This window comes from Pacificibacter marinus, from assembly GCF_018860665.1.
Classification (GTDB): Bacteria; Pseudomonadota; Alphaproteobacteria; order Rhodobacterales; family Rhodobacteraceae; genus Celeribacter; species Celeribacter marinus_A.
Genome location: NZ_JAHKPK010000011.1, coordinates 1 through 23666 on the forward strand (window position 1 = coordinate 1; position 23666 = coordinate 23666).

22 protein-coding genes are annotated in these 23666 nt (G+C 54.3%); 15 read left to right on the top strand and 7 right to left on the bottom strand.

Translation table 11 applies throughout. The features are described 5' to 3' along the window. The 12 genes from KO497_RS02055 to KO497_RS02110 all read left to right on the top strand — a co-directional run. A partial coding sequence (locus tag KO497_RS02055) for an MHYT domain-containing protein (protein WP_215942304.1) occupies positions 1-1113 on the top strand: 1113 nt, incomplete at its 5' end. Positions 1114-1223: 110 nt separating this feature from the next. Further along, positions 1224-2078: an FAD binding domain-containing protein gene (locus KO497_RS02060; RefSeq protein ID WP_215942305.1), complete on the top strand. Its 855-nt coding sequence runs from the start codon at positions 1224-1226 to the stop codon at positions 2076-2078. A 12-nt stretch (positions 2079-2090) separates the two neighbouring features. Beyond that, on the top strand, positions 2091-2585 hold the full coding sequence (locus KO497_RS02065; RefSeq protein WP_215942306.1) for a (2Fe-2S)-binding protein: 495 nt from the start codon (positions 2091-2093) through the stop codon (positions 2583-2585). Then, positions 2582-4996 (top strand): aerobic carbon-monoxide dehydrogenase large subunit, encoded by a 2415-nt coding sequence (locus tag KO497_RS02070; RefSeq protein ID WP_215942307.1) that lies wholly within the window; start codon positions 2582-2584, stop codon positions 4994-4996. The genes KO497_RS02065 and KO497_RS02070 overlap by 4 nt, the downstream gene beginning before the upstream one ends. Positions 4997-5059: 63 nt before the next feature. Continuing rightward, positions 5060-5938: an AAA family ATPase gene (locus KO497_RS02075; protein ID WP_215942308.1), complete on the top strand. Its 879-nt coding sequence runs from the start codon at positions 5060-5062 to the stop codon at positions 5936-5938. Then, entirely contained in the window at positions 5935-7119 is a 1185-nt protein-coding gene (locus KO497_RS02080) for a vWA domain-containing protein (protein ID WP_215942309.1), read from the top strand. The genes KO497_RS02075 and KO497_RS02080 overlap by 4 nt, the downstream gene beginning before the upstream one ends. After that, positions 7116-7913, top strand: coding sequence for an XdhC family protein (locus tag KO497_RS02085; RefSeq protein WP_215942310.1), 798 nt, complete (start codon positions 7116-7118; stop codon positions 7911-7913). The genes KO497_RS02080 and KO497_RS02085 overlap by 4 nt, the downstream gene beginning before the upstream one ends. Then, positions 7906-8514: a nucleotidyltransferase family protein gene (locus KO497_RS02090; protein WP_215942311.1), complete on the top strand. Its 609-nt coding sequence runs from the start codon at positions 7906-7908 to the stop codon at positions 8512-8514. Before KO497_RS02085 ends, KO497_RS02090 begins: the two co-directional genes overlap by 8 nt. 90 nt (positions 8515-8604) lie before the next feature. Next, the gene (locus KO497_RS02095) at positions 8605-9057 is read left to right on the top strand and encodes a CoxG family protein (protein WP_215942312.1); all 453 of its coding nucleotides are present in this window, start codon (positions 8605-8607) and stop codon (positions 9055-9057) included. Then, positions 9047-9976, top strand: a complete 930-nt coding sequence (locus tag KO497_RS02100) for an XdhC family protein (RefSeq protein WP_215942313.1) — start codon at positions 9047-9049, stop codon at positions 9974-9976. Before KO497_RS02095 ends, KO497_RS02100 begins: the two co-directional genes overlap by 11 nt. 186 nt (positions 9977-10162) lie before the next feature. Continuing rightward, on the top strand, positions 10163-11182 hold the full coding sequence (locus KO497_RS02105) for a nucleotidyltransferase family protein (RefSeq protein ID WP_215942314.1): 1020 nt from the start codon (positions 10163-10165) through the stop codon (positions 11180-11182). Positions 11183-11472: 290 nt separating this feature from the next. Beyond that, entirely contained in the window at positions 11473-12162 is a 690-nt protein-coding gene (locus KO497_RS02110) for a GntR family transcriptional regulator (RefSeq protein WP_215942315.1), read from the top strand. A 57-nt stretch (positions 12163-12219) separates the two neighbouring features. On the opposite strand, the gene hutU is transcribed toward KO497_RS02110, so the two are convergent. The 4 genes from hutU to hutI are packed head-to-tail and all read right to left on the bottom strand — an operon-like array spanning position 12220 to position 17427. Then, on the bottom strand, positions 12220-13887 hold the full coding sequence (hutU, locus tag KO497_RS02115) for a urocanate hydratase (protein ID WP_215942316.1): 1668 nt from the start codon (positions 13885-13887) through the stop codon (positions 12220-12222). Continuing rightward, positions 13884-14684, bottom strand: a complete 801-nt coding sequence (gene hutG, locus KO497_RS02120; protein WP_215942317.1) for an N-formylglutamate deformylase — start codon at positions 14682-14684, stop codon at positions 13884-13886. Before hutG ends, hutU begins: the two co-directional genes overlap by 4 nt. Continuing rightward, a complete protein-coding gene (hutH, locus tag KO497_RS02125; RefSeq protein WP_215942318.1) occupies positions 14681-16219 on the bottom strand; it encodes a histidine ammonia-lyase in 1539 nt (512 codons plus the stop codon). The genes hutG and hutH overlap by 4 nt, the downstream gene beginning before the upstream one ends. After that, on the bottom strand, positions 16216-17427 hold the full coding sequence (gene hutI / locus KO497_RS02130) for an imidazolonepropionase (protein WP_215942319.1): 1212 nt from the start codon (positions 17425-17427) through the stop codon (positions 16216-16218). The genes hutH and hutI overlap by 4 nt, the downstream gene beginning before the upstream one ends. An 85-nt stretch (positions 17428-17512) precedes the next feature. Between hutI and KO497_RS02135 the strand changes: the two genes are divergently transcribed. Next, positions 17513-18871, top strand: a complete 1359-nt coding sequence (locus KO497_RS02135) for a formimidoylglutamate deiminase (protein ID WP_215942320.1) — start codon at positions 17513-17515, stop codon at positions 18869-18871. Here KO497_RS02135 and KO497_RS02140 read toward each other — a convergent pair. Then, entirely contained in the window at positions 18832-19419 is a 588-nt protein-coding gene (locus KO497_RS02140; RefSeq protein ID WP_215942321.1) for a HutD/Ves family protein, read from the bottom strand. The genes KO497_RS02135 and KO497_RS02140 overlap by 40 nt on opposite strands. 114 nt (positions 19420-19533) lie before the next feature. On the opposite strand from KO497_RS02140, the gene KO497_RS02145 reads away from it, so the two are divergent. Together KO497_RS02145 and KO497_RS02150 are read left to right on the top strand one after the other, a co-directional pair. Beyond that, a complete protein-coding gene (locus KO497_RS02145) occupies positions 19534-20646 on the top strand; it encodes an S-(hydroxymethyl)glutathione dehydrogenase/class III alcohol dehydrogenase (RefSeq protein WP_215942378.1) in 1113 nt (370 codons plus the stop codon). Between the two features lie 32 nt (positions 20647-20678). After that, positions 20679-21887 (top strand): NAD(P)/FAD-dependent oxidoreductase, encoded by a 1209-nt coding sequence (locus KO497_RS02150; RefSeq protein ID WP_215942322.1) that lies wholly within the window; start codon positions 20679-20681, stop codon positions 21885-21887. A 121-nt stretch (positions 21888-22008) separates the two neighbouring features. Here the strand turns inward: KO497_RS02150 and KO497_RS02155 are convergent, their stop codons facing one another. Both KO497_RS02155 and KO497_RS02160 read right to left on the bottom strand, forming a co-directional pair. Next, the gene (locus KO497_RS02155; protein ID WP_354668075.1) at positions 22009-22272 is read right to left on the bottom strand and encodes an SRPBCC family protein; all 264 of its coding nucleotides are present in this window, start codon (positions 22270-22272) and stop codon (positions 22009-22011) included. A gap of 21 nt (positions 22273-22293) precedes the next feature. Further along, a complete protein-coding gene (locus KO497_RS02160; protein WP_215942324.1) occupies positions 22294-23643 on the bottom strand; it encodes a sensor histidine kinase in 1350 nt (449 codons plus the stop codon). Positions 23644-23666: the final 23 nt, after the last annotated feature.

A 23666-nucleotide genomic window follows, 5' to 3' on the forward strand; every position in this document is an offset into this window, starting at 1 on the left:
GCGATTTCATTTGTCGTGGCCTTATTCGGTGGTGCAGCGGGCTTGTCTTTGACCAAAGACTTGTCGCGCAAATCAGTTGCGCAGCGCAAACTTGCGGTGGCATTGGCGTCGATTGCCTTCGGGGGTGGCATCTGGTCGATGCACTTCATTGCGATGCTGGGTTTGAGCATGCCGATTTTGTTTTATTATGACGCGGCGCTGACTTTGGTTTCGGCTTTGATGGCGATTTTGATCGTAGCGCTGGCTTTGGTGATCCTGCATTTCACCCCGCGTACCAAGTTGAGCATCATGTTTGCAGGCGCTCTTGTCGGCGCTGGCATTTTGGCGATGCATTATGTTGGCATGGCGGGGATGCAGTTGTGTCGGCCCGTGTATACGGTTTACGGGGTGCTAAGTTCGTCCGTGTTGGCAATCGGTCTGTGCATCGTCGCGTTTAGCGTGGCGTATCGGCAGCGGTCCAATCGGACGATTTTGATCGGAACGCTGTGTTTTGGGCTGGCGGTGTTTTCAGTGCATTTCATTGCGATGTCCGAGACCAATTTCATCGCTTTGCCCTCGATCCGCGAGTTTGGACCTTTGATCAGCAATGAGACCATGGCAATTGGCGTGATCTTGTCGAGCTTTGTAATTTTGGGAGCGTTTTTGTGGGTGGGATCAACGATTTTGATTCCGACGGAAACGGCAATTGATCCAAGCCAGAACACATCAGCGGACACTGCACGGGCCGCAAGCGCGCAGGCTGATAGTGAACGCCAAGCCGCCTTGCGGCGCATTCCATGCGAGCGCGATGGCGGTAAGGTTTTTGTCGCCCCTAGTGACATCAATTTTGTGCGTGCGGATGGGCATTACTGCCAAGTCTACACGGCCAGCGCGCGCTATTTTTGCGTCTGGCCGATCACTGAAGCGACCAAACGGTTGGTGCCTGCAGGATTTATCAAAGTGCATCGCAGCTATCTGGTGAACCCGTCCAAGGTCACGCGGTTTGAGCGGAGCAAAGATAAAGGCCAGTGCTTTTTTGCCGAGGACAAAATGCCGCCTGTGCCCGTTAGCCGATCGCAATTGAAAGATGCCGAGGCCGCCTTCAACGACGCGGCGGCGCAACTCGTGCGCTGAGAGGCGCATTTCGTGCAAAATGCGCGGAATTTAAGCGTTTTGAAAAGCGTCTGCATGCATTGGTGTGCAGCCTCTCCCTAGCCAGAAATTAAGCTTAGGGAGGAAAAGCGATGATTCCAGCGGCGTTTGAATACTATCGCCCGACAGATATGGACGGTGTTTTAGCCATCCTGGCCGAGCATGGGGATGATGCTCGTGTTCTTGCGGGCGGGCATAGCTTGATCCCAATGATGAAGTTGCGCATGGCAGAGGTGCCGCATCTTATTGATTTGCAAGATGTCGGCGGACTAAAAGGAATTACAGTCGAAGGCGGCACAATCCGCCTTGGCGCGATGACCACACAAACCGAAATCATCGGCAGCGATACTTTGACTGCGGCGGCGCCTATTTTGCGCGAAGCCTCTTTGCAAATTGCTGATCCACAAGTGCGCTACATGGGGACGATTGGCGGTAATGTTGCCAATGGCGATCCGGGCAATGACATGCCGGGGTTGATGCAATGTCTTGATGCGACCTTTCATTTGATCGGACCTGATGGCACTCGCTATGTTGCTGCGCGTGATTTTTATGAAGCGGCTTACATGACTGACCGCGAAGACGACGAAGTTTTAACCGCAGTGTCTTTTGACCAGCCGGTAGGCGGCTACGCTTATGAGAAACAAAAGCGCAAAATCGGTGATTACGCGACGGCTGCTGCTGCGGTGCAAATCGTGAAAGAGGGCGGCAAATGCACGTCTGCCTCAATCGCGATGACAAACCTCAGTGACACGCCGATTTATTCGCAAGAGGCCGGCGCGGCTTTGGTTGGCACGGTTGTGGATGATGCGGCGATGGACGCCGCCGTTGCGGCGATGCTCGGCGATATTGACCCGACTGAAGACAACCGTGGGCCGATCGAATTCAAACGCCATGTGGCATCTTTGATCTTGCGCCGTGCGATCGCACGGGCGTGGTCACGGGCGTAAAGGGAGAACATTATGTCAAATAAAATGCACATCAAGCTGACTGTGAATGGCGAAGCGCACGAATTTCTTGCCGAGCCACGCGAGCTGTTGATCCACACATTGCGCGAGCGGCTGGACATTACGGGGCCACATATCGGTTGTGAAACAACACATTGCGGTGCCTGCACCGTGACGATGAATGGCAAGTCTGTGAAATCTTGTACGGTTTTCGTCGCACAAGCCAATGGGGCCGATCTGACCACAATCGAGGGCATCGGCGATCCAGACAATCTGCACGCATTACAAACGTCGTTCAAAGAACATCACGGGCTGCAATGTGGGTTTTGTACCCCCGGTATGATCACCCGCGCCGCCAAGTTTTTGGAAGAAAACCCAAATCCGACTGAAGAAGACGTGCGCTTTGGTATGGCGGGCAACTTGTGTCGCTGCACGGGGTACCAAAACATCGTGAAAGCGATCCTCGCCACGGCGGACGAGTTGAACGCAGCTAAGGAGGCGGCAGAATGAAGGACGATATCACCCGCGAAGATCGCGTCGATGCTTTGGGCGGCATGGGCTGTAAACGCAAACGTGTTGAAGATGCGCGCTTCACCCAAGGCAAAGGCAACTATGTCGATGACATCAAATTGCCCGGCATGCTGTTTGGCGATTTTGTGCGCTCTCCCTACGCACACGCACGGATCACATCGATCAACAAAGAGGCCGCTTTGGCCATCGACGGCGTTGTTGCCGTTCTAACGGCCGAAGATTTGGCGCCACTTGGCTTGCATTGGATGCCCACGCTTGCGGGCGACAAACAGATGGTTTTGGCAGACGGTAAAGTGCTGTTCCAAGGTCAAGAAGTGGCCTTTATCGTTGCCAAAGATCGCTATGTTGCCGCCGACGCAGTTGAAATGCTCGATGTGCAATATGAAGAACTTCCTGTCATCACTGATCCTTATGAAGCGCTGCAATCTGACGTGGTTCTGCGCGAAGATCTGGACACGAATGTGCCCGGCGCGCATGGCCCACGCAAACACCACAACCATATTTTTACATGGGAAGTGGGCGATGAGCCTGCGACGAACCAAGTCATGGATGACGCAGAAGTCGTGGCAGAAGAATCCATGTATTATCACCGCACGCACCCTTGTCCGCTTGAGACCTGTGGGTCTGTTGCGTCTATGGACAAAATCAACGGCAAGCTGACCCTATGGGGCACCTTCCAAGCGCCGCATGTTGTGCGCACAGTTGCGTCTATGTTGTCTGGTATCGAAGAGCATAACATCCGCGTTGTCTCGCCTGATATCGGGGGTGGTTTTGGCAACAAAGTTGGCGTTTATCCGGGGTATATCTGTTCCATCGTCGCCTCCATCGTGACGGGCAAGCCTGTTAAATGGGTCGAAGACCGTATGGAAAACCTGATGTCCACCGCCTTTGCGCGCGACTACTGGATGAAGGGTAAAATCTCGGCCACTAAGGACGGCAAAATCACCGGTCTGCATTGTCATGTGACAGCCGACCACGGTGCCTTTGATGCCTGTGCCGATCCGACCAAATTCCCTGCTGGATTTATGAACATCTGTACAGGGTCCTACGATATTCCTGTGGCTTACCTTGGGGTTGATGGGGTTTACACCAACAAAGCGCCGGGCGGTGTGTCATATCGCTGTTCGTTCCGTGTGACCGAAGCTGTCTACTTTATCGAGCGGATGATCGAAGTTCTGGCCATCAAGTTGAACATGGATTCAGCTGAACTGCGTCGGATCAACTTTATCCGCAAAGATCAGTTCCCGTACAAGGCCGCCTTGGGCTGGGAATACGATTCTGGGGATTACCACACAGCATGGGACAAGGCGCTGAAAGCCGTCGATTATGATGGGTTGCGGGCCGAACAAGCCCAGCGTGTGGAAGACTTCAAAGCTGGCAAAACCCGCAAACTTATGGGCGTTGGTCTGTCGTTCTTTACCGAGATCGTTGGCGCTGGTCCTGTGAAAAACTGTGACATCCTTGGGATGGGCATGTTCGACAGCTGTGAAATCCGTATTCACCCGACGGGCTCTGCGATTGCGCGTCTTGGTACGATTTCGCAAGGCCAAGGTCACGCGACAACATTCGCGCAAATTCTTGCCACGGAAATCGGCCTGCCTGCGGATAGTATCACCATCGAAGAAGGCGATACAGATACGGCGCCTTATGGTCTTGGCACATATGGGTCACGCTCGACCCCTGTGGCGGGGGCGGCCACAGCCCTTGCAGGTCGTAAAATCCGCGCAAAAGCGCAGATGATCGCGGCTTACCTTTTGGAAGTGCACGACAGTGATGTCGAATTTGATGTGGATCGTTTCACAGTCAAAGGCGCGCCTGAAAAGTTCAAAACCATGAAGGAAATCGCTTACGCCGCCTATAACCAAGCCATTCCAGGTTTGGAACCCGGCTTGGAAGCGGTCAGCTATTATGATCCGCCCAACATGACCTATCCTTTCGGCGCATATGTCTGCGTGATGGATGTCGATGTTGATACAGGTGTGACAGACATTCGGCGCTTTTACGCGCTTGATGACTGTGGCACACGCATCAATCCGATGATCATCGATGGTCAAATCCATGGCGGTTTGACTGAGGCGCTGGCTGTGGCTTTGGGGCAGGAAATTGCCTACGACAAACAAGGCAACGTGAAAACCGGTACATTGATGGACTTCTTCCTGCCCACAGCATGGGAAGTTCCAAACTATGAAACCGATTTTACCGTCACCCCAAGCCCGCATCACCCGATCGGTGCAAAAGGTGTTGGTGAAAGCCCGCACGTGGGCGGTGTTCCGTGTTTCTCAAACGCGGTCAACGATGCCTTCCGCGCCTTTGGTCTGACCCACACCAATATGCCACACGATCACTGGCGCATTTGGAAAACGGCCAACGCCCTTGGCTTGCACGATTAAGCCACTTGCACGCGTAAACCAAAAGTAGGGTGGGCTTCGGCCCGCCCGAACAAGGACAGACCCATGACTTGGACTTCGCTTCAAACTGCTCTGGCAGATCAAAATTATATTGCCTCAGACGATCTGGCTGTGGCGCTTCATTTGGCTTTGTCGCTTGAGCGGCCGATGCTGCTTGAAGGCGCTGCGGGCGTTGGCAAAACCGAAGTGGCGCGTGTGATCGCGGCGGCGCGTGACACCAAACTGATCCGTCTGCAATGTTATGAAGGCTTGGACGCCGCACAAGCGATTTACGAGTGGAATTATCAACGACAACTGCTTGCGATCCGTGCTGGCAGCGCATCGGGGACAGAGAGCGGGCAAGAGATCGAACAGCGCATTTTTTCGCGCGACTACCTGTTAGAACGCCCGCTGTTGCAGGCCATCACCCAAGACACGCCCCCTGTGCTGTTGATCGATGAGATCGACCGCGCGGATGAAGAATTCGAAGCCTTTTTGCTGGAAATGTTGGCGGAAAACCAGATCACTGTGCCCGAGCTTGGCACCATAACCGCGACCACAAAACCGATTGTGATTTTGACCTCGAACGGCACGCGCGATCTGTCGGACGCTCTGCGCCGCCGGTGTTTGTATGCTTATGTTGAATACCCGGATCGCGATACAGAATTGGCGATTTTGCAGACCCGCTGTGCTGATGTCGAGGCGCGCTTGGCCGATCAAATCGTTGGTTTTGTGCAAAAGCTGCGCGAACAAGAGCTTGAAAAAACACCGGGTATTGCCGAGATGCTTGATTTTGCCGCAGCCCTGATGGGGCTTGGCATCGCCGATCTATCACACGATCCCAAAGCCCTGCACGCAACATTGACCACGTTGCTGAAAACCCAAAGTGACCGCGCAAATATTACGCAAGATGTGGCACAGCGCATTGCAGGCAAAGCCGCATGAGCCGGATCACCAAATTTGCAGGTCGCGATCCAGGCCCCGCCGCACGTATGGGCGGTTTCATCGCCCATATGCGCGACAACGGTCTGCGCCTTGGGGTGAGGGAAACCCAAACGGCGCTCGCCGCTTTGGCATGTTTGGACGACATCACTCCCGCGCAAGCGCGTGCTGCGCTCAAGGCGGTGTGTGCCAGCTGCAAAGAGGACGCCGAGCGGTTTGATGACCTGTTTAATTCTTACTGGATGGACATGGGCCGCGTGCGCCAAAAGGTGATCTCGACGCCCAATCCGGCCAAGCCCACGGACGATATGCATTCCTCGCGTGATGCCAAAGGCGAAGACAGCTCTGGGACGGGCGATGCGACCCGTCCAGATGGCGGCGAGGGCGAGTCGACAAGTGACGGTGAAGGCAAATTGATTGCTGTTGAGATGCGCAACCTCGCGCGCCGCGATCTGCGTGACTTGGTGCGCCCTGAAGAAGTGAAAGACGCTGAAGAGGTTGCACGTCGTCTTGGCGCAGCCCTGCGGGATCGTCGCTCGCGCCGCCGGATTGCTGCGCGCAAAGGCGACCGTTTGCATTTTCGCAAAATCATTCGGCGGTCACTATCGACGGGGGGGGAACCTTTGCATCTTTACCGCAAAAAACGCCCTGATCGCAGTTCCAAAATCGTCGCGATTTGTGATGTCTCTGGCTCGATGAGTGTCTATGCGCAGGTGTTTTTGGCCTTTCTTGCGGGGCTGATGCGCGCTGATGCGGACTCTGACGCCTATGTGTTTCACACGCGGTTGGTTCGGATCACCGAAGCCTTGCGTGACAAAGACCCAATGCGTGCCGTTGGGCGTATGTCGCTTATGGCGGATGGCTTTGGCGGTGGGTCCAAAATCGGCGCATGTCTTGGGCGGTTCTCAGACACCTATGCACGCCGCTTTGTTGATGGGCGCTCGGTGGTGATCATTTTTTCTGATGGATTCGACACCACAGGGCCAGACCATATCGATGCGGCGCTGAGCAAACTTAGCAAACGCGGCTGTCGGATCATTTGGCTGAACCCGCTGAAAGGTTGGAAAGATTACGAACCCATGGCCGCTGGTATGGCCGCCGCCTTGCCGCATATCGATTTGTTTAGCGCGGCCAATACTTTGTCTGATTTGGCCGCTTTGGAAAAGGAGCTTGTTCGATTATGAGTTTTACAGAAATTCTTTCAACTGAGCTTACCACTGCCGCGCATGATCTGCGGGCAAAGGAAGAACCCTTTGCCTTTGCCACCATCGTGCGCACAGTGGGCACCACAGCGGCCAAGCCCGGCGCAAAAGCCTTGATTGGTTCTGATGGCGCCATCGTGCAGGGGTTTTTAGGCGGTGGATGTATCCGAGGTGCTGTGAAACGGGCAGCGCTTAAAGCGATTGAAAGCGGCAGACCGCAGTTGATTTCCGTGGCCCCTGATGAGGCGTTGAAAGACCTCGGCGTGGCTTCTGGCGCTGTCACTGCTGGTGTGACTTACGCGCGCAATGGCTGTCCGTCGCGAGGCACGATAGATATCTTTATTGAGCCGATCTTGCCGATGCCTGAGTTGGTTTTATACGGCGATTTGCCGATTGCCGATGCGCTTGCGCGCTTGGCGCCACAACTGCATTGGTCGGTCAGCCGTGAGGCGGATGCGCTGCCAATCACGCCGCGCTTTCGCGCCATTGTTGTGGCCACCCAAGGCCAAGGCGACTTGGACGCATTGATAGCTGCGGTGCAATCTGAGGCAGATCACGTGGCCTTTGTTGGCAGTGGTAAAAAGTTCGCGGTGCTGGCTGAAAAGCTCAAGGCCGCTGGCCTGTCTGAAGCGCGGATTGCCAAAATTTCCTCGCCCGCGGGTCTTGATATCGGCGCTGTGACGCCAGAAGAAATTGCGCTCTCTGTTATGGCAGAACTCACGCAATTGCGCCGCGCAGACAAAGGTATAAATCAAAATGGTGCGCGCGATGAATAACGTCGATGCGATCATTTTGGCGGGCGGTTTGTCGCGTCGCATGGGCGCGCAAAACAAGTTGCTTTTGGATTGGGGCGGCGTGCCAATCATCCGCAAAGTGGTGCAAACTTATTTGGATACAAATATCGCGCAAGTCACCGTTGTGACAGGGTTTGAAGCGGGTCGCGTGCAAGAGGCCTTGAACGATTTACCGCTGCATTGGTGTCATAATCCTGCGTTTGAACAGGGACAAAACACCACTGTTGCTGCGGGTTTGCGCCAGCCGTCAGATGCGGACGTGACCTTGATTGGGTTGGGCGATCAACCTTTGCTTGAGCCTGCTGACCTGCGTGCGTTGCTTGACCTGCATTTCGCCAGTGACCCGCATAAAATTTCCATTCCCGTTGATGGCGACAAGCGCGGCAATCCCGTTGTGTTGCCCAACGGTTTACGCCCGAGACTTTTGGAAAATCGCGCGCAGCCGGGCTGTAAGCGATTTATCCAGATGAACTCCGAATTTGTGCAACGGCAAAGCCTGAGCGCTGCGGGGTTTTACACCGATATCGATACGCCCGAAATCTATGCCCATCATCAAGGAGACCCCCATGAAATCTCTCACTAAATGGATCAAGGCACGATTGACCCTCACACCTGCGCAGGCCGATGCTTTGGCCCGCATGAAATTCCCCTGCTGTTAATAAAAGGAAAAACAATGGAACTTGCCGACGAAATTAGAATCGCCGCCCCAATGCATGTGGTCTACGCCGCATTGAACGACCCAGAAGTGCTAAAGCAGTGCATCCCTGGATGTGAAGAGCTGATCAAGCATTCAGACACGGAGCTGGAAGCCAAAGTTGTGCTAAAGGTCGGCCCTGTGAAAGCAAAATTTGGTGGCAACGTGACGCTGGATACGGCGGGTGCACCCGAGGCGTTTTCATTAACAGGTCAAGGCAATGGCGGCACGGCGGGCCACGCTAAAGGCGGCGCTGATGTGACGTTGACAGCGGATGGCGACGAGACGATCCTAGTGTATAATGCCAAGGCTGAAATCGGCGGAAAACTTGCACAGCTTGGCAGCCGTTTGATCCAAAGCACGGCCAAAAAACTGGCGGCTAAGTTCTTTAAATCTTTCGCAGAGATTGTATCGCAAGAACATGCAGCCTGAGCGGATCACCTATGTGGAACACGCCGCCGATGTCATGGCGCATGCGGTTCGGCTGCATGCGTCTGACAAAGGTTTCGTGCTGGTCACCTCCATTGATATCAAAGGGGGGGCCGCGCGCGAACTTGGGTCGATCGCTGTGGTTGATCCAAACGGTGAAATGTTTGGCTATATGTCCAATGGCTGCATCGATCGCGACATCCAACTGCGTGCGATGCAAATGGTCGGAAGTGATCACGCACGAGTTATGCGATATGGCGAAGGCTCGTCGTCCTTTGATCTGAAATTGCCCTGTGGCGGTGCCTTGGAGCTGTTGTTAGATCCATCGCCCGACATGGATGCGATTGAGCGGGCCTATCGTGATTTGCAAAACAGAACGGCCAGCACGCTGTGCTTTGCTGTGCCAGATAGACCAGAGCCTATTTGCTTTGAATACACGCCCAAGCCGCGTCTGTGTTTGGCGGGGCGGGGGGCTGTGTTTCGGGCCACGGCGCAGGTTGCAGCAACAGCGGGATTTGAGGTGGCACTGTATTCACCAGAGGCAGAGGACCTAGAGGCCTTGGCCGATGTGCCAAGCGTTGAGGCGATCTTGCTGACCAGTCCAAGTGCAGTACCAGACTTAAAGATGGATTCTTATTGCGGGTTTTTGACCCTGTTTCATGATCACGATTGGGAACCTATGTTGCTGGCCGCAGCTGTCAAAACCGACGCGCGGTTTATCGGCAGTTTGGGCAGTCGTAAAACCCATGCGATCCGTTTGGAGACGCTCAAAGCGATGGGAGTTGACCCCGCACAGCTTGACCGATTGCGCGGCCCGATTGGGTTGGTGCCATCTTTGCGCAGTGCGCCGTTTATCGGAATTTCGTCCATCGCTGAACTCGTTGACGCGTTCCCGCGTACCATTTTTGTAAAGGACATTTAAAATCCGCGTATGCTTTACGCCTGATATAGCGCTGCCCATTTTGGGTCAGACGATATGCCTGCGCAGCATTGTCTAAACGCTTAGACACAAACGCCGTGGTGTAGGGCTGTGTTCAACACATTTGCTTTTTGTTGAACATGGATATATGTTCAACAAAGTATATTTTTGTTGAACATGGGTCTCGCGATGATAAATCGACATTCGACAACGGCACATGCGGCTTACCACGATCTTCAAAGATCGTTGTTAGACGCATCCATATCCAGCATGCGCGGCACACCAACACGGGTTGTTCGAAATCATAAAACCTATTGGTATGACAGTTATCGTATCGGCACCGATGTGCGTAAAACCTATATCGGGGAAGAAACACCAGAGTTGTTAGATCGTTTGAATCGTTTGAAGTCGTTGCGTCAAGACAGCGATGACCAGCGGAAACAACGCACACGACTGATCCGCATTTTGCGTGCTGAAGGGTTTCAAGGTGTCGACGCGGCCACGGGCAGTTTACTGTCCGCATTGGCGAGCGCGGGCGTGTTTCGATTGGGCGGGACAGTTGTCGGAACCCATGCGTTTCGATTGTATGAAGGGGTCTTGGGAGTTCAGTACCGCTTTGATGAGATGGCCCAAACCGGCGACATCGATATCGCCAGCTTTGAACAACTGTCATTGGCGCTGGACGACGTAGTGGCCCCCCCATTGCAGCAGGTTTTGGGAGAGTTTTCATTTGCGCCGGTCCCCAGCCTGAAGGGCAACAAAATCTGGCGCTGGCGGCAAACGCGTAATGATCTGATGGTCGAATTTTTAACCCCGTCTTTTCAAGAGGATGAAGGCATTCGGCCTTTGGCTGCGCTGGGGGTAGATGCGCAGTCTTTGCATCATCTAAATTATCTTATTGCCGATCCCATCAAAGCTGTTGTCGTGTATCGCAGCGGTGTTTTGGTGCAAATCCCACGGCCTGAACGCTTTGCGATACACAAGCTGATCGTGGCAGATCGGCGACGCAAAGGGGATGATAGCTTAAAGGCCGAAAAGGACCGTTTACAAGCCAGTTTCTTGATCAATGTCTTGGCCGAAGATCGCCCAGACGAGCTGTGGGAAGCCTATCAAGAGGCCCGCGACATAGGCCCCAAATGGTGTGCACGCCTTGATGCAACTTTGGACCGCCTGCCGCATATCCGCACCACGCTTGAAAGATTGGCGTAGGGTGGATGCGTGTTGACGGTATTGCCAAGTTGTTTTCGGCTTAAGCGGCGGTTTGAGGATGATGGACTGAATTGAGTTCATATTCATCACTTTTGTCTGGAGATATTGCATTATGTCTAGATTAATAGGAAAATGAGGCGAACAGACGGCAGGGTCAAGTCAGTCTAGCTACATGACCGTTTAGATTTTCTTTTTGGTCAACGTGGACAGGTTGTGCTTGGCGTGAGTTGCTGTTGCGCGCAAAGGCGTGCGCTGTATTAGTAGACACAAAGCATAAGAATTGGTCATTCATGAAAGTCACGTACAAAGAGGTCAAGTCTGATATTTTAGCAAAGATCATCAAAGGTGATTGGGCCCCCGGTGATTTGGTGCCGAACGAGGTAGACCTTGCCGAGACGTATAAATGTGCCCGTGCGACAGTTAATCGTGCGATGCGCGAACTGTCGGACGATGGCATTATCGAACGCCGCCGCAAGGCTGGTACACGCGTACGTATGTCTCCGATCCGCCAAGCTCGTTTTGATATTCCGGTTATACGTGACGAGATCGAAGACAAAGGCGCATCCTATCGGTATTCTTTGGCCCGTCGCAGCGTTCGGGTTGCGCCCGATTGGTTGCGCGCACGGCTTAGATTGCCTGATGACGGCATGGTCTTGCATCTGGTCTGTATGCATTACGCCGATGGCACTCCTTACGAACATGAAGATCGTTGGATCAATCTGAGCGCCCTACCAACAGCCGAAACTGCGGATTTTACCGAAAACGGCCCAAGCGAATGGTTGATCTCAACAATTCCTTTCTCTGAGGCCGAAATCAATTTTTCGGCCGGATTGGCAGATGAAAAGCTGTCAGAATATTTGGCTTGTTCTGTTGGCGATCCCTTGTTCACTATCGAACGTTCGACATGGTGGAAAAACGATGCGGTCACCTATGTGCGGTTTTCCTATCGCCCTGGCCATCGATTGACCACGCGCTTTTGACCTCAAAAACCGTAGATCAATGAACCGCCGCAACCCCAAGGTTACGGCGGTTTGTTCTTATAAAATTCCAGGTAGATTCAGACCATTTTCACGGGCGCAATCCAGTGCAATGTCATAGCCAGCGTCTGCGTGACGCATCACGCCTGTGGCCGGATCGTTCCATAACACACGTGCGATGCGGTGATCTGCGTCTTCAGATCCATCACAACAGATCACCATGCCAGAGTGCTGGGAAAAGCCCATGCCGACCCCGCCGCCGTGATGCAATGACACCCATGTCGCGCCTGAAGCCGTGTTCAGCAAAGCGTTCAACAGCGGCCAGTCAGAGACTGCGTCAGAGCCGTCTTTCATGCTTTCTGTTTCGCGGTTTGGCGAGGCAACAGACCCTGAATCCAAATGGTCGCGGCCGATTACGATGGGCGCGGACAATTCGCCGTTGCGCACCATCTCATTAAACGCGAGACCCAGCTTGTGACGCACACCCAAACCGACCCAGCAAATACGTGCTGGCAGACCTTGAAAGGCAATCCGCTCGCGCGCCATATCCAGCCAATTGTGCAGATGTTTGTCTTCGGCCAAAATTTCTTTCACCTTGGCGTCTGTTTTATAAATGTCCTCAGGATCTCCAGACAAAGCCGCCCAACGGAACGGACCGATGCCGCGACAGAACAGCGGACGGATGTAAGCTGGCACAAAACCAGGGAAGTCAAAGGCGTCTTTCAACCCTTCGTCCAAGGCCACCTGACGGATGTTATTGCCGTAATCAAAGGTCGGAACGCCCATTTTCTGCAAATCGAGCATCGCTTGAACATGCACTTTCATCGAGGCACGTGCCGCTGTTTCCACCGCTTTAGGGTCGCTTTCGCGCTTTTCTTTCCACTCCGCCATGGTCCAGCCTTGGGGCAGATAACCATTGATCGGATCATGGGCAGAGGTTTGGTCGGTCACCATATCAGGGCGAATGCCGCGGGCCGCGATTTCGGCAAAGACGTCGGCGGCGTTGCCCAAGAGTCCAACAGATTTCGCCTCACCCGCTTTCGTCCAGCGATCAATCATCGACAAGGCTTCGTCAAGCGATGACGCTTTTTCGTCCACATATTTTGTACGCAGACGGAAATCGATGCTCTCGGTATTGCATTCAACCGCCAAACAGCAAGCCCCCGCCATTACAGCCGCCAAAGGTTGCGCGCCGCCCATGCCGCCCAGACCACCGGTCAAAACCCATTTGCCCGTCAAATCACCGTTGTAATGCTGGCGACCTGCCTCGACAAACGTTTCATAAGTGCCTTGCACGATGCCTTGGCTGCCGATGTAGATCCAAGATCCAGCGGTCATCTGGCCATACATCGCCAGACCTTTTTTATCGAGCTCGTTGAAGTGATCCCATGTCGCCCAATGCGGCACAAGGTTGGAGTTCGCGATCAAAACGCGTGGTGCGTCTTTATGGGTTTGGAACACGCCAACTGGCTTGCCCGATTGCACCATCAAGGTTTGATCTTCTTCCAGATCACGCAAGGCAGCAACGATCAAATCATAGTCTTTCCACGTGCGCGCGGCGCGGCCAATACCACCATAAACCACCAATTCATGTGGGTTTTCCGCCACATCAGGGTGCAGGTTGTTCATCAACATCCGCAAAGGCGCTTCAGTGAGCCAGCTCTTGGCAGAAAGTTCTGTGCCTGTTGCGGGATAAATATCACGGGTGTTCTTGCGCGGATCGCTCATGATGTGCCTTTCAAAGTCGGGGCCAATGCAGCCAATTGTGTCAAAATAGAAGAAAGATGAACGCGCAGGCGTTCGGATTTATCGGCGTCATAGGTCCAAGGGGCAGATTCATCCCTCAGATACGTGCTTTGCGCCAACTCCATTTGGATGGTGTGGAACCCCTCTGCTGGACGGCCATAATGACGTGTGGTCCAGCCGCCCTTGAAACGACCATTTGTGATCGAGGTATAGCCAGCGGCAGCCCCGCACACCTCTTGTGTGAGGGCTTCGATTTCAGGTGCACATGTCGCGCCGAGGTTTGTACCGATGTTGAAATCTGGCAATGTGCCCTCAAACAAAAACGGAATGTTTGAACGGATCGAGTGGCAATCATACAAAATCGCGATGCCATGAATGTCGCGCACGCGATTCAACTCAGCTTGCAACGCGGCATGATAAGCCGCGTGATAGATCTGACGACGTACTTCAATCGCGGCCTCTGTTGGGACAATGGTCCAAATGTCATGACCGTCAAAATCGGTCAAGGGCACAAGCCCCGTGGTGTTTTGACCAGGGTAAAGCGAGACACCAGAAGGGTCGCGATTGGCATCCACAACATAACGGTGGAAGGTCGCGCGCACGGTTGTCGCACCATCTAAAACACCGTCATAAAGCTGATGAATGTGCCAGTCGGTATCATCCAGCCCACGCCCGCGATTGTTTAGGTCAGCTAAAACATCATCGGGAACAAAGGTCCCTGTATGTGGCAAGCCCAAAACGATTGGGCTGTCATCTTGGGTGATCTCTACAGGAGTCATAGGCTCAACTCCGGCATTACGATACCTGCCGCTGTGACGATGTCACCAGAGGTGATCATTACGGCCGCGCGTTCCAGATCAGGGGCGAGGTAGCGATCTTCGCCCATGGTTTCGACCTCTTGGCGCACGCGTGTCACGACCTTTTGCAAGGCGGCGCTGGTCGCCAAAGGCGCGCGAAATTCGATGCCTTGGGCCGCGCAAAGCAGCTCAACACCCAAAATACGCGCAAGGTTTTCATTCATCGCCCCCAAACGACGCGCCCCGTGGGCCGCCATGGACACGTGATCTTCTTGGTTGGCTGAGGTCGGCGTGCTGTCTGTCACACAAGGGTTTGCCAGATGTTTGTTTTCACTCATCAGCGCCGCAGTGGTAACTTCGGCGATCATATAGCCACTGTTCAGTCCCGGATTGGGCGTCAAGAAGGGTGGCAAATTAAAGCTGAGCACAGGATCAACGATCAAAGCCACACGACGTTGCGCAATCGCGCCAATCTCGGCAATCGCCAAGGCGATCATATCAGCAGCAAAGCCAACAGGTTCGGCATGGAAATTGCCCCCCGACACGATGACATCAGCCTCAATCAACACCAGTGGATTGTCTGTGGCGGCGTTGGCCTCAATCTCAAGCGTGCGCGCGGCCATGCGCAACACATCCATAGCCGCGCCTGTGACCTGCGGCTGGCAGCGGATGCAGTAAGGGTCTTGGACCCGCGCATCATCGACCACATGACTTTCGCGAATATCCGATCCGTCCAAAAGCGCCCGCATGGTTTCGCCCGCTTGAATCTGTCCAAGGTGGCCGCGTAGGGTGTGAATTTCAGGTTGCAGCGGCGCGGTGGACCCCATGATGGCATCCGTGGACAAGGCCGATGTGACCAATGCAGAATGGGCAGCACGCCAAGCACCAAACAATCCAGCAAGCGCGAAAGCGGTCGAGAACTGCGTGCCGTTGATCAACGCGAGACCTTCTTTGGGGCCAAGCACAACAGGCGTCAGGCCAGCAGCTTTCAGGGCTTTGTCGCCCGACATCACTTGGCCGTCAAATTCTGCCTCGCCATGCCCCATCATTGCGGCGGCCATATGGGCCAAAGGCGCCAAATCGCCAGAGGCCCCCACAGACCCCTGCGCGGGGATCACAGGCGTTATGCCTTTGGCAAGCATGCCTTCAATCAAAGTCACAACCTCAAGCCGCACACCCGATGCACCACGGCCCAAGCTGAGCAATTTAAGCGCCATCAACAAACGCGCATGACGGCGCGAAATCGCAGGGCCAACACCACAGCAATGCGACAAAATCAAATTGCGTTGCAGCGTCGTGGTGTCTTTGGATTCAATCTTGACCGAGGCCAATTTACCAAAGCCCGTGTTCACACCGTAAACGGCATCCGTTCCAGCCACGGCTTTTGAGATCCGCGCATGGGCACGCTCGATGTCAGGATGACACATAGGGTCGAGACGCACAGAGGCCTCATCCCAATAAATGGTCGCAAGATCGTCTAACGTAACAGCGCCAGGGGTGAGGGTTAATGTGGTCACGATGTGCCTCCAAAAATGCGCGAATGAAGTGGATTAAAGCCGATGCGATACGCCAGTTCGGCTGGGTGTTTAATGTCCCAAACGGCCATGTCAGCCCTCATGCCAACAGCCAATGTGCCGACATCTGTTAGGCCGAGCGCGCGTGCCGCATTTTGGGTCGCCCCGCGCAGGGCTTCTTCAGGTGTCATACGGAAAAGAGTACAGCCCATGTTTAGGGTCAAAAGCAGCGAATTGATCGGCGCAGTCCCTGGGTTAAGGTCCGTCGCCAAAGCCATCGGCACGCCGTGTTTGCGCAACAAATCAATGGGCGGCGCTTGGGTTTCGCGCAGGGTGTAGAACGCGCCGGGCAAGATCACCGCAACAGTGCCTGCTTGCGCCATCGCTTTGACGCCCTCCTCATCCAAATATTCGATATGATCTGCGGACAGCGCGCCAAGTTGCGCCGCGAGTTTCGCGCCACCGATATTGGACAACTGCTCTGCGTGCAGCTTGACCGGCAGGCCGAGTTGCTGTGCAACATTGAAAACGCGGGCGATCTGTGCGGGTTGAAAGGCGATGCCTTCGCAAAATCCGTCCACCGCATCAACCAAACCTTCAGCATGAGCGGCGCGCAATGTGGGGATGCAAATCTGGTCGATATAAGCGTCATCGCGGCCTGCAAATTCGGCAGGGGTCGCATGGGCGCCAAGGAATGTGGTTTTCACGCGAATAGGGCGGTGGTCTGCAATGGCGCGCGCGACACGCAGCATCCGCAGCTCTGTCTCGACATCCAAACCATAGCCCGACTTCACCTCTATGGTGGTCACGCCTTCCGCAATAAACGCGTCTACACGGCGCAGCGCGGATGCGAGAAGCTCTTGGTCTGACGCAGCTCGTGTGGCTTTCACGGTCGAAATAATACCACCGCCTGCGCGTGCGACCTCTTCGTAGCTGGCCCCATTCAGACGCATCTCAAACTCAACCGCGCGGTCACCGCCATGAACAACATGTGTGTGACAATCGATCAGGCCGGGGGTCACAACGCGCCCCCCAAGATCGGTGCTCGGCAGGTTTTTATAAGTGTTTGGCAGATCATCCACAGGGCCAAGCCAGTCGATCATACTCTCCGTCACCACGATGGCGCCATCTTCGATCCAGCCATAAGCCGCATCCGATTCGCCCATCGTCGTAAGGTTTAAATTCACAAAAACCTGAGTATCTTGGGTCATTTTGGCTCCGCCACAGTTGAATTTGTACTTTTCTAGTATGTGTAAGTGTGCTTTATGTCTATACATAAAAATTGAGGACCGCCAAATGATTTTTGCAAAACAAGCTAAGCTTTCATCCGGATGGGCCACAAATGTGCGCGTGATCCTCGCCGATGGCAAGATCACGTCAGTGGCAGAAAACCAGTCGCCGGTGCAGGGTGATACCATCGTTGATACGCTACTGCCCGCGCTTGGAAACCTGCACAGTCACAGCTTTCAACGCGCGATGTCAGGCATGACCGAGTACCGCATGGCGGGCAAAGACAGCTTTTGGACATGGCGCGATTTGATGTATCGGTTCACGTCACATCTGACGCCAGAGCACGTTGAAGCCATCGCCGGATTTGTGTTTTTGGAAATGCAAGAAGCAGGTTATGCCAGCGTTGGCGAGTTTCATTATTTGCACCACCAACCAAACGGCACGCCCTATGATAACTTGGGCGAATTGTCGTCACGCATCGCGGCTGCGGCCAGTGAAACAGGCATTGGCCTGACGCATTTACCCGTTTTATACACCTACGGCGGCGCAGGCAAAGTGCCGCTTGCAGCAGGGCAAGCGCGTTTTGGCAACCCCGTGGATCGGTTCAACGATTTGGTGGGGCAGGCGCAAGTGGCCGTGTCAAACCTGCCCGCAGATTGCCGCGTCGGCATTGCACCGCATTCGCTGCGCGCCACATCGCCTGAGGATTTGAAAGCTGTTTTGGCAGCCAGACCTGATGGCCCAGTTCACATCCACATCGCCGAACAGCCCAAAGAGGTCGCCGATGTGCAAGCCTGGTTGAACGCCCGCCCCGTGGACTGGCTGTTGGCCAACGCAGACGTCAACACAGATTGGTGCCTGATTCACGCAACGCATATGACCGAAGCAGAGACCGTAAATATGGCCAAATCAGGAGCCGTCGCGGGTCTTTGCCCTGTGACCGAGGCCAATCTTGGTGACGGGCCATTTAATGGCCCACAGTATCTTAGCGCAGGTGGTGCCTTTGGGGTCGGATCAGATTCAAACGTACTGATTTCACTTTCAGAAGAGTTACGGACCTTGGAATACTCTCAACGCCTGCGGGATATTGCCCGTAATGTCATGGTTGTGGGGGAAGGCTCTGTTGGTGAAACGCTTTATATGGGCGCTGCAAAAGGTGGCGCGCAGGCTTTGGGGCGTGGCGCGGGTGAAATATTGGTTGGGGGGCTCGCTGATCTTGTCGCGATTGACAGTTCCGGCCCAGCCTTGTGCGCCTTGCGTCAAGATCAGCTGCTTGACGGCTTGGTGTTTGGCGCCAAGGACAGTGTTGTGACAGATGTTTGGTCCGCCGGTCGCCATGCTGTCCAATCGGGACGACATGTAAAACGCGACACGATCATCGCCGCTTACCGATCTGCAATGGCCAGTTTGATGGCCGCGCTCTGATCCATATAGCTTAGGCAAATCTCAAACAAAGCGTCGCCTCTCGCCAGATCCACCACCGCGTTTGTCGCTGTTACGAACGCGGTGTCGCTGACACCCAAGGCTGTGCCGTCGATTTTGGGTGCACCCGCCAAACCATGCAAGATCACGATGCCATGCTCAGGCGTTTGGATCGCATGCTGCGATGCCTCTTTATGCACCGTCACGACGCCCTCGCACAGCGTTGGATCAAACATCAAATTCAGATCGGTAAGCGGACCGGCGGTTAAGTGCGATTCAATCGCGATGCCGCCATCAAAAATCACAGGCCGCCATAACGATGCGTCAAGAGACAGGTTTGGGCCCGTCAGTTTCATACCGCCGCCAGACACAACCGTCAAAATGCGCCTCATACCCGCAAAATCTGAAAACGGACCGTTTTGTGCCACATCCGCACGGCTGACCGTCCAAACGGCTTGCGTTCCAAGCAAACCTTTGGCGATATTACGGGTGATACCGCCGCCGTTTTTCCATGGCACATCAATAAGCGCTTTGGCTGCCAACACTTGCATGGCATTGTCCTTGTGTTTATGTGACAGGTCGCTTGAACCAAACTAGATTACACCTTATTTAATGTGCTAATTTACAATAAGTACATACATAATAATCATGGAGCCGTCCCAATGATGAGAACTCGCGCCGCCGTTGCCGTTGCTGCTGGTCAACCACTTGAAGTGATGGAAGTGAACCTTGAGGGCCCGAAAGCGGGCGAGGTTTTGATCGAGGTTAAGGCCACGGGTCTGTGCCATACCGATGAATTCACCCGCTCTGGTGCCGATCCCGAAGGCATTTTCCCGACAATTCTTGGCCACGAGGGCGCAGGCGTTGTTTTGGAAGTGGGCGAGGGCGTTACCACGTTGGAAGTGGGCGATCACGTGATTCCGCTCTACACGCCAGAATGTCGCCAGTGCGAATACTGCCTGTCAGGCAAAACCAACCTGTGCCAAGCGATCCGCGTCACCCAAGGCCAGGGCCTGATGCCAGATGGCACAACGCGTTTTTCCATGCTCGATGGCACGCCGATCTATCACTACATGGGCTGCTCAACCTTCGCGAACCACACCGTTGTGCCAGAAATCGCATTGGCCAAAGTGCGCAAAGACGCCCCCTTTGACAAAATTTGCTACATCGGCTGCGGTGTCACCACGGGTATCGGTGCGGTGATCAATACGGCCAAGGTTGAAATCGGCGCACGTTGTGTTGTTTTCGGTTTGGGCGGTATCGGCTTGAACGTGATCCAAGGTCTGCGCATGGCTGGCGCGGATCAAATCGTTGGCGTTGATTTGAACGACGATAAAGAAGAAATGAGCCGCTATTTCGGCCTCACAGATTTTGTAAATCCGACCAAAGTCAAGGGCGATCTTGTGGCCCATCTGGTCGAGTTGACAGGCGGCGGCGCGGATTACACCTTTGACGCCACAGGCAACACAACCGTTATGCGCCAAGCCCTTGAAGCGGCACATAAAGGCTGGGGCGAAAGCATCGTCATCGGCGTGGCCGCAGCTGGTGCAGAAATTTCCACCCGCCCGTTCCAATTGGTCACAGGGCGCGTTTGGCGCGGGACTGCGTTTGGCGGTGCCAAAGGCCGCACAGATGTGCCGAAAATCGTTGATTGGTACATGGGCGGCAAAATCGAAATCGACCCGATGATCACCCACAAACTAACACTGGATGAAATCAACCACGGATTCGATTTGATGCATGAAGGCAAATCGATCCGCGCTGTTGTAGAATTCTAAACGCCCAAAAGCGGAACCAAAGGAGCTTGGCCATGAAACATGTTGTTGTCATTGGGGCAGGGCAAGCGGCCAGTGCTTTCGCCTTTAAACTGCGCGCCCTTGGTCACAAGGGCGCGATCACTTTGATCGGCGACGAACCTGCTTTGCCCTATCAACGCCCGCCCTTGTCGAAGGCATATTTGCTTGGCGACATGTCGCGCGAACGTTTGTTTTTGCGGCCTCAGTCAAGCTATGATGAGGCCGACATCACGGTGCGTATGGGCGCCGCTGTCACCAGTATCGATCCCAAAACGCAACAGGTGTACCTTGGCGGCGAAGGTATAGCCTATGATGAATTGGTGCTGACCACCGGCTCTGCGCCGATCCGATTGCCCGCGCAGATTGGCGGTGATTTGCAGGGTGTTTTCTGTGTGCGCACGCTTGCCGATATCGATGCGATGGCACCGTATTTTATCGAGAACCGTCGCGTCTTGATTGTCGGCGGCGGATACATCGGCCTTGAGGCCGCGGCCGTGGCTGCAAAACGCGGCCTGCACGTCACGGTGGTCGAAATGGCCGAACGTATTTTGCAGCGCGTGGCCGCACCGCAGACCTCGGATTACTTCCGCGCGCTGCATCATAGCCACGGCGTGACACTTCGCGAAGGCGTGGGTCTGACCCAGCTGAACGGCGACGATCACGTCACGCAGGCGGTACTTTCAACTGGCGAGACGTTGGATGTGGATTTTGTCATCGCGGGCATTGGCATTCGCCCCAATACCGCACTGGCCGAAGCCGCGGGGGTGAAGATCAAAAACGGCATATCCACCGACGCTTTTGGCGCGACGTCAGACCCGCACATTTGGGCTGCTGGTGACTGCGCGTCTTTCCCGATAGGCGATACGCGTGTGCGCCTTGAAAGCGTGCCGAATGCCATCGATCAGGCTGAAATCATTGCGCAAAACATCATGGGTGCAGGCATTGTCTATCACGCCAAACCGTGGTTTTGGTCGGATCAATATGATGTAAAACTGCAAATCGCAGGGTTGAATACAGGCTATGATACCGTCGTCACGCGTGTCGGAGATAAGCCTCATTCGGTGTCGCATTGGTATTATTGTGGCGAGACCTTGCTGGCCGTCGATGCCATGAACGCGCCTCGTGATTACATGATCGGCAAGCGGTTGATCGAAGCGGGAAAATCACCGGCATCAGACGTGATTACTAACCCCGACACGGTCCTGAAATCGCTATTGTCATAAATGCCGCGCGCCTGCGTGAACAGGCGCGCGGTTCTTGGGTTATTCAGCGGCTGTTGCGACAGGTTTAACGCCCAGCTTGCTGTCCATGTAGCTCAGAAAATCCCAGATCGTGCCTTCCAAATCATCCGGCGCCAATGGCCCGCCCGCCTGCGAAGAACCGTGTTTTCTGCGCTTGTTGCAGGCTTTCCAGCTTCTCTTTGTCCTCGGCGTTGAAGGCTTTGCTCAGATCCACATAGGCGACAACTTCAGGGTCTGTTGGATCGGTTTTAAGCCCACAAACACCCCAGCGAATTGACACTTTATCCGCACCATTGGGGCGCAAACACAAGAACAACGTATAGTTCGCCACAACAGCAACCACAAAGCTTGGGAAGATGTTGAACAAAACAGCTTGATATTTTAACCTCTAAACCTGTCTGGCAAGGCTGGTCGGCAGGGTCATGACGATTGTGAGACCATTTTGCGAATTGCTCAACGTCAAATCTCCCCCCAAGCTTTCAGCAACGGCGATTGAAATCGGCAGGCCAAGCCCGCTGCCCCCCGAAAGTGAGACTTGACCAAAACGTGCCGTCGCGATGTCCAGCTTATCAGGCGGAATGCCGATACCATCGTCTGCAACCGTCACTTGAATAGCGGCAGGCGTGGCACGGGTTTTCAAACTGATTTTCGTCAACTTAGCCCCACCGTGACAGAGCGCGTTGTCGATCAGATTGAGAACACCTTGTTGAAGAAGAACCGGATCTGCGTGCAAGACGCAGCCAGTCGCACCAAGATCAAACTCAAGCGTGATGTCGTGATCTGCCGCACGTATTTGGGCATTGTTTTCTAATTCGCCGAGCAATTCGTCAATCACTACGATAGGGAAGTCTGCGATCTCTCTTGGTGAAATCGCACGCTCAAAGGCCAGAAGACTGTTTGCCAAATCGGACGCATCTTGCGCCGCAAGGACAAGGTCTTCGCTGCGCGTTTTCATATCAGATAAGGTCTTGGCAGAGCGCACGGCCTCTGACATGGCAAGAACCCCTGCGATGGGATTGCGCAATTGATGTGCCGCGTTTGAAATGAATTCGTCTTTGGCGCGCAGCGTGGCACGCAGCTCTGACAAAAGACTGTTCAATGTCTGTACGACCCCTTTGACTTCAACAGGAACAGCGCGTTGAATTTCGTTCAACTCGCGTGAGGAGCGTTGCGAAATCGCGTCTTGTAAATCATGTAGAGGACGCAGGCCAACCCGCACGCCAAACCACACACTAAGGGCCAGCGCGGTGATAATGATTGCAATTATGCCAAAGGTGCGTTGCGTTATGTCCCTGACAAAACTGTTGCGTAACGCAATATCTTGCCAAACTGTAAAGGTGAAGTCACCGCTCAGCCCTTCAATCGACATAGCATCAACATACCGCAGCGCCCGAACGGGCAGCGTGCGGTAAATCGCATCATAATAAATTTGAGCCTGTTCGTTCTGATCTAGTGTTTTCGGTAAAACAGGCGGTGTCGCATAGCCTGTGACATAGGCACCATTTGGCGCGTAGACATGATAAAAAACCGGCCCGCCTGATGTGTCGCCGAGTAAAGAGAGCGTCTTAGGGCTAAGCGCGTCGCCACCCGACAGGGCTGTATCGCGTGAAATGGCCAAAGCAATGGACAAAAGTGAGCGATCAAAGCGATCGTTCGCGCGGGCGTTTGCATCATTTAGGGTAAGCACACCAAGCCCCAACGAAATCACCATCAAGGGCGTCAGTATGATCAGTGTCAATCGCGCCCTAAGTGACATTGTCC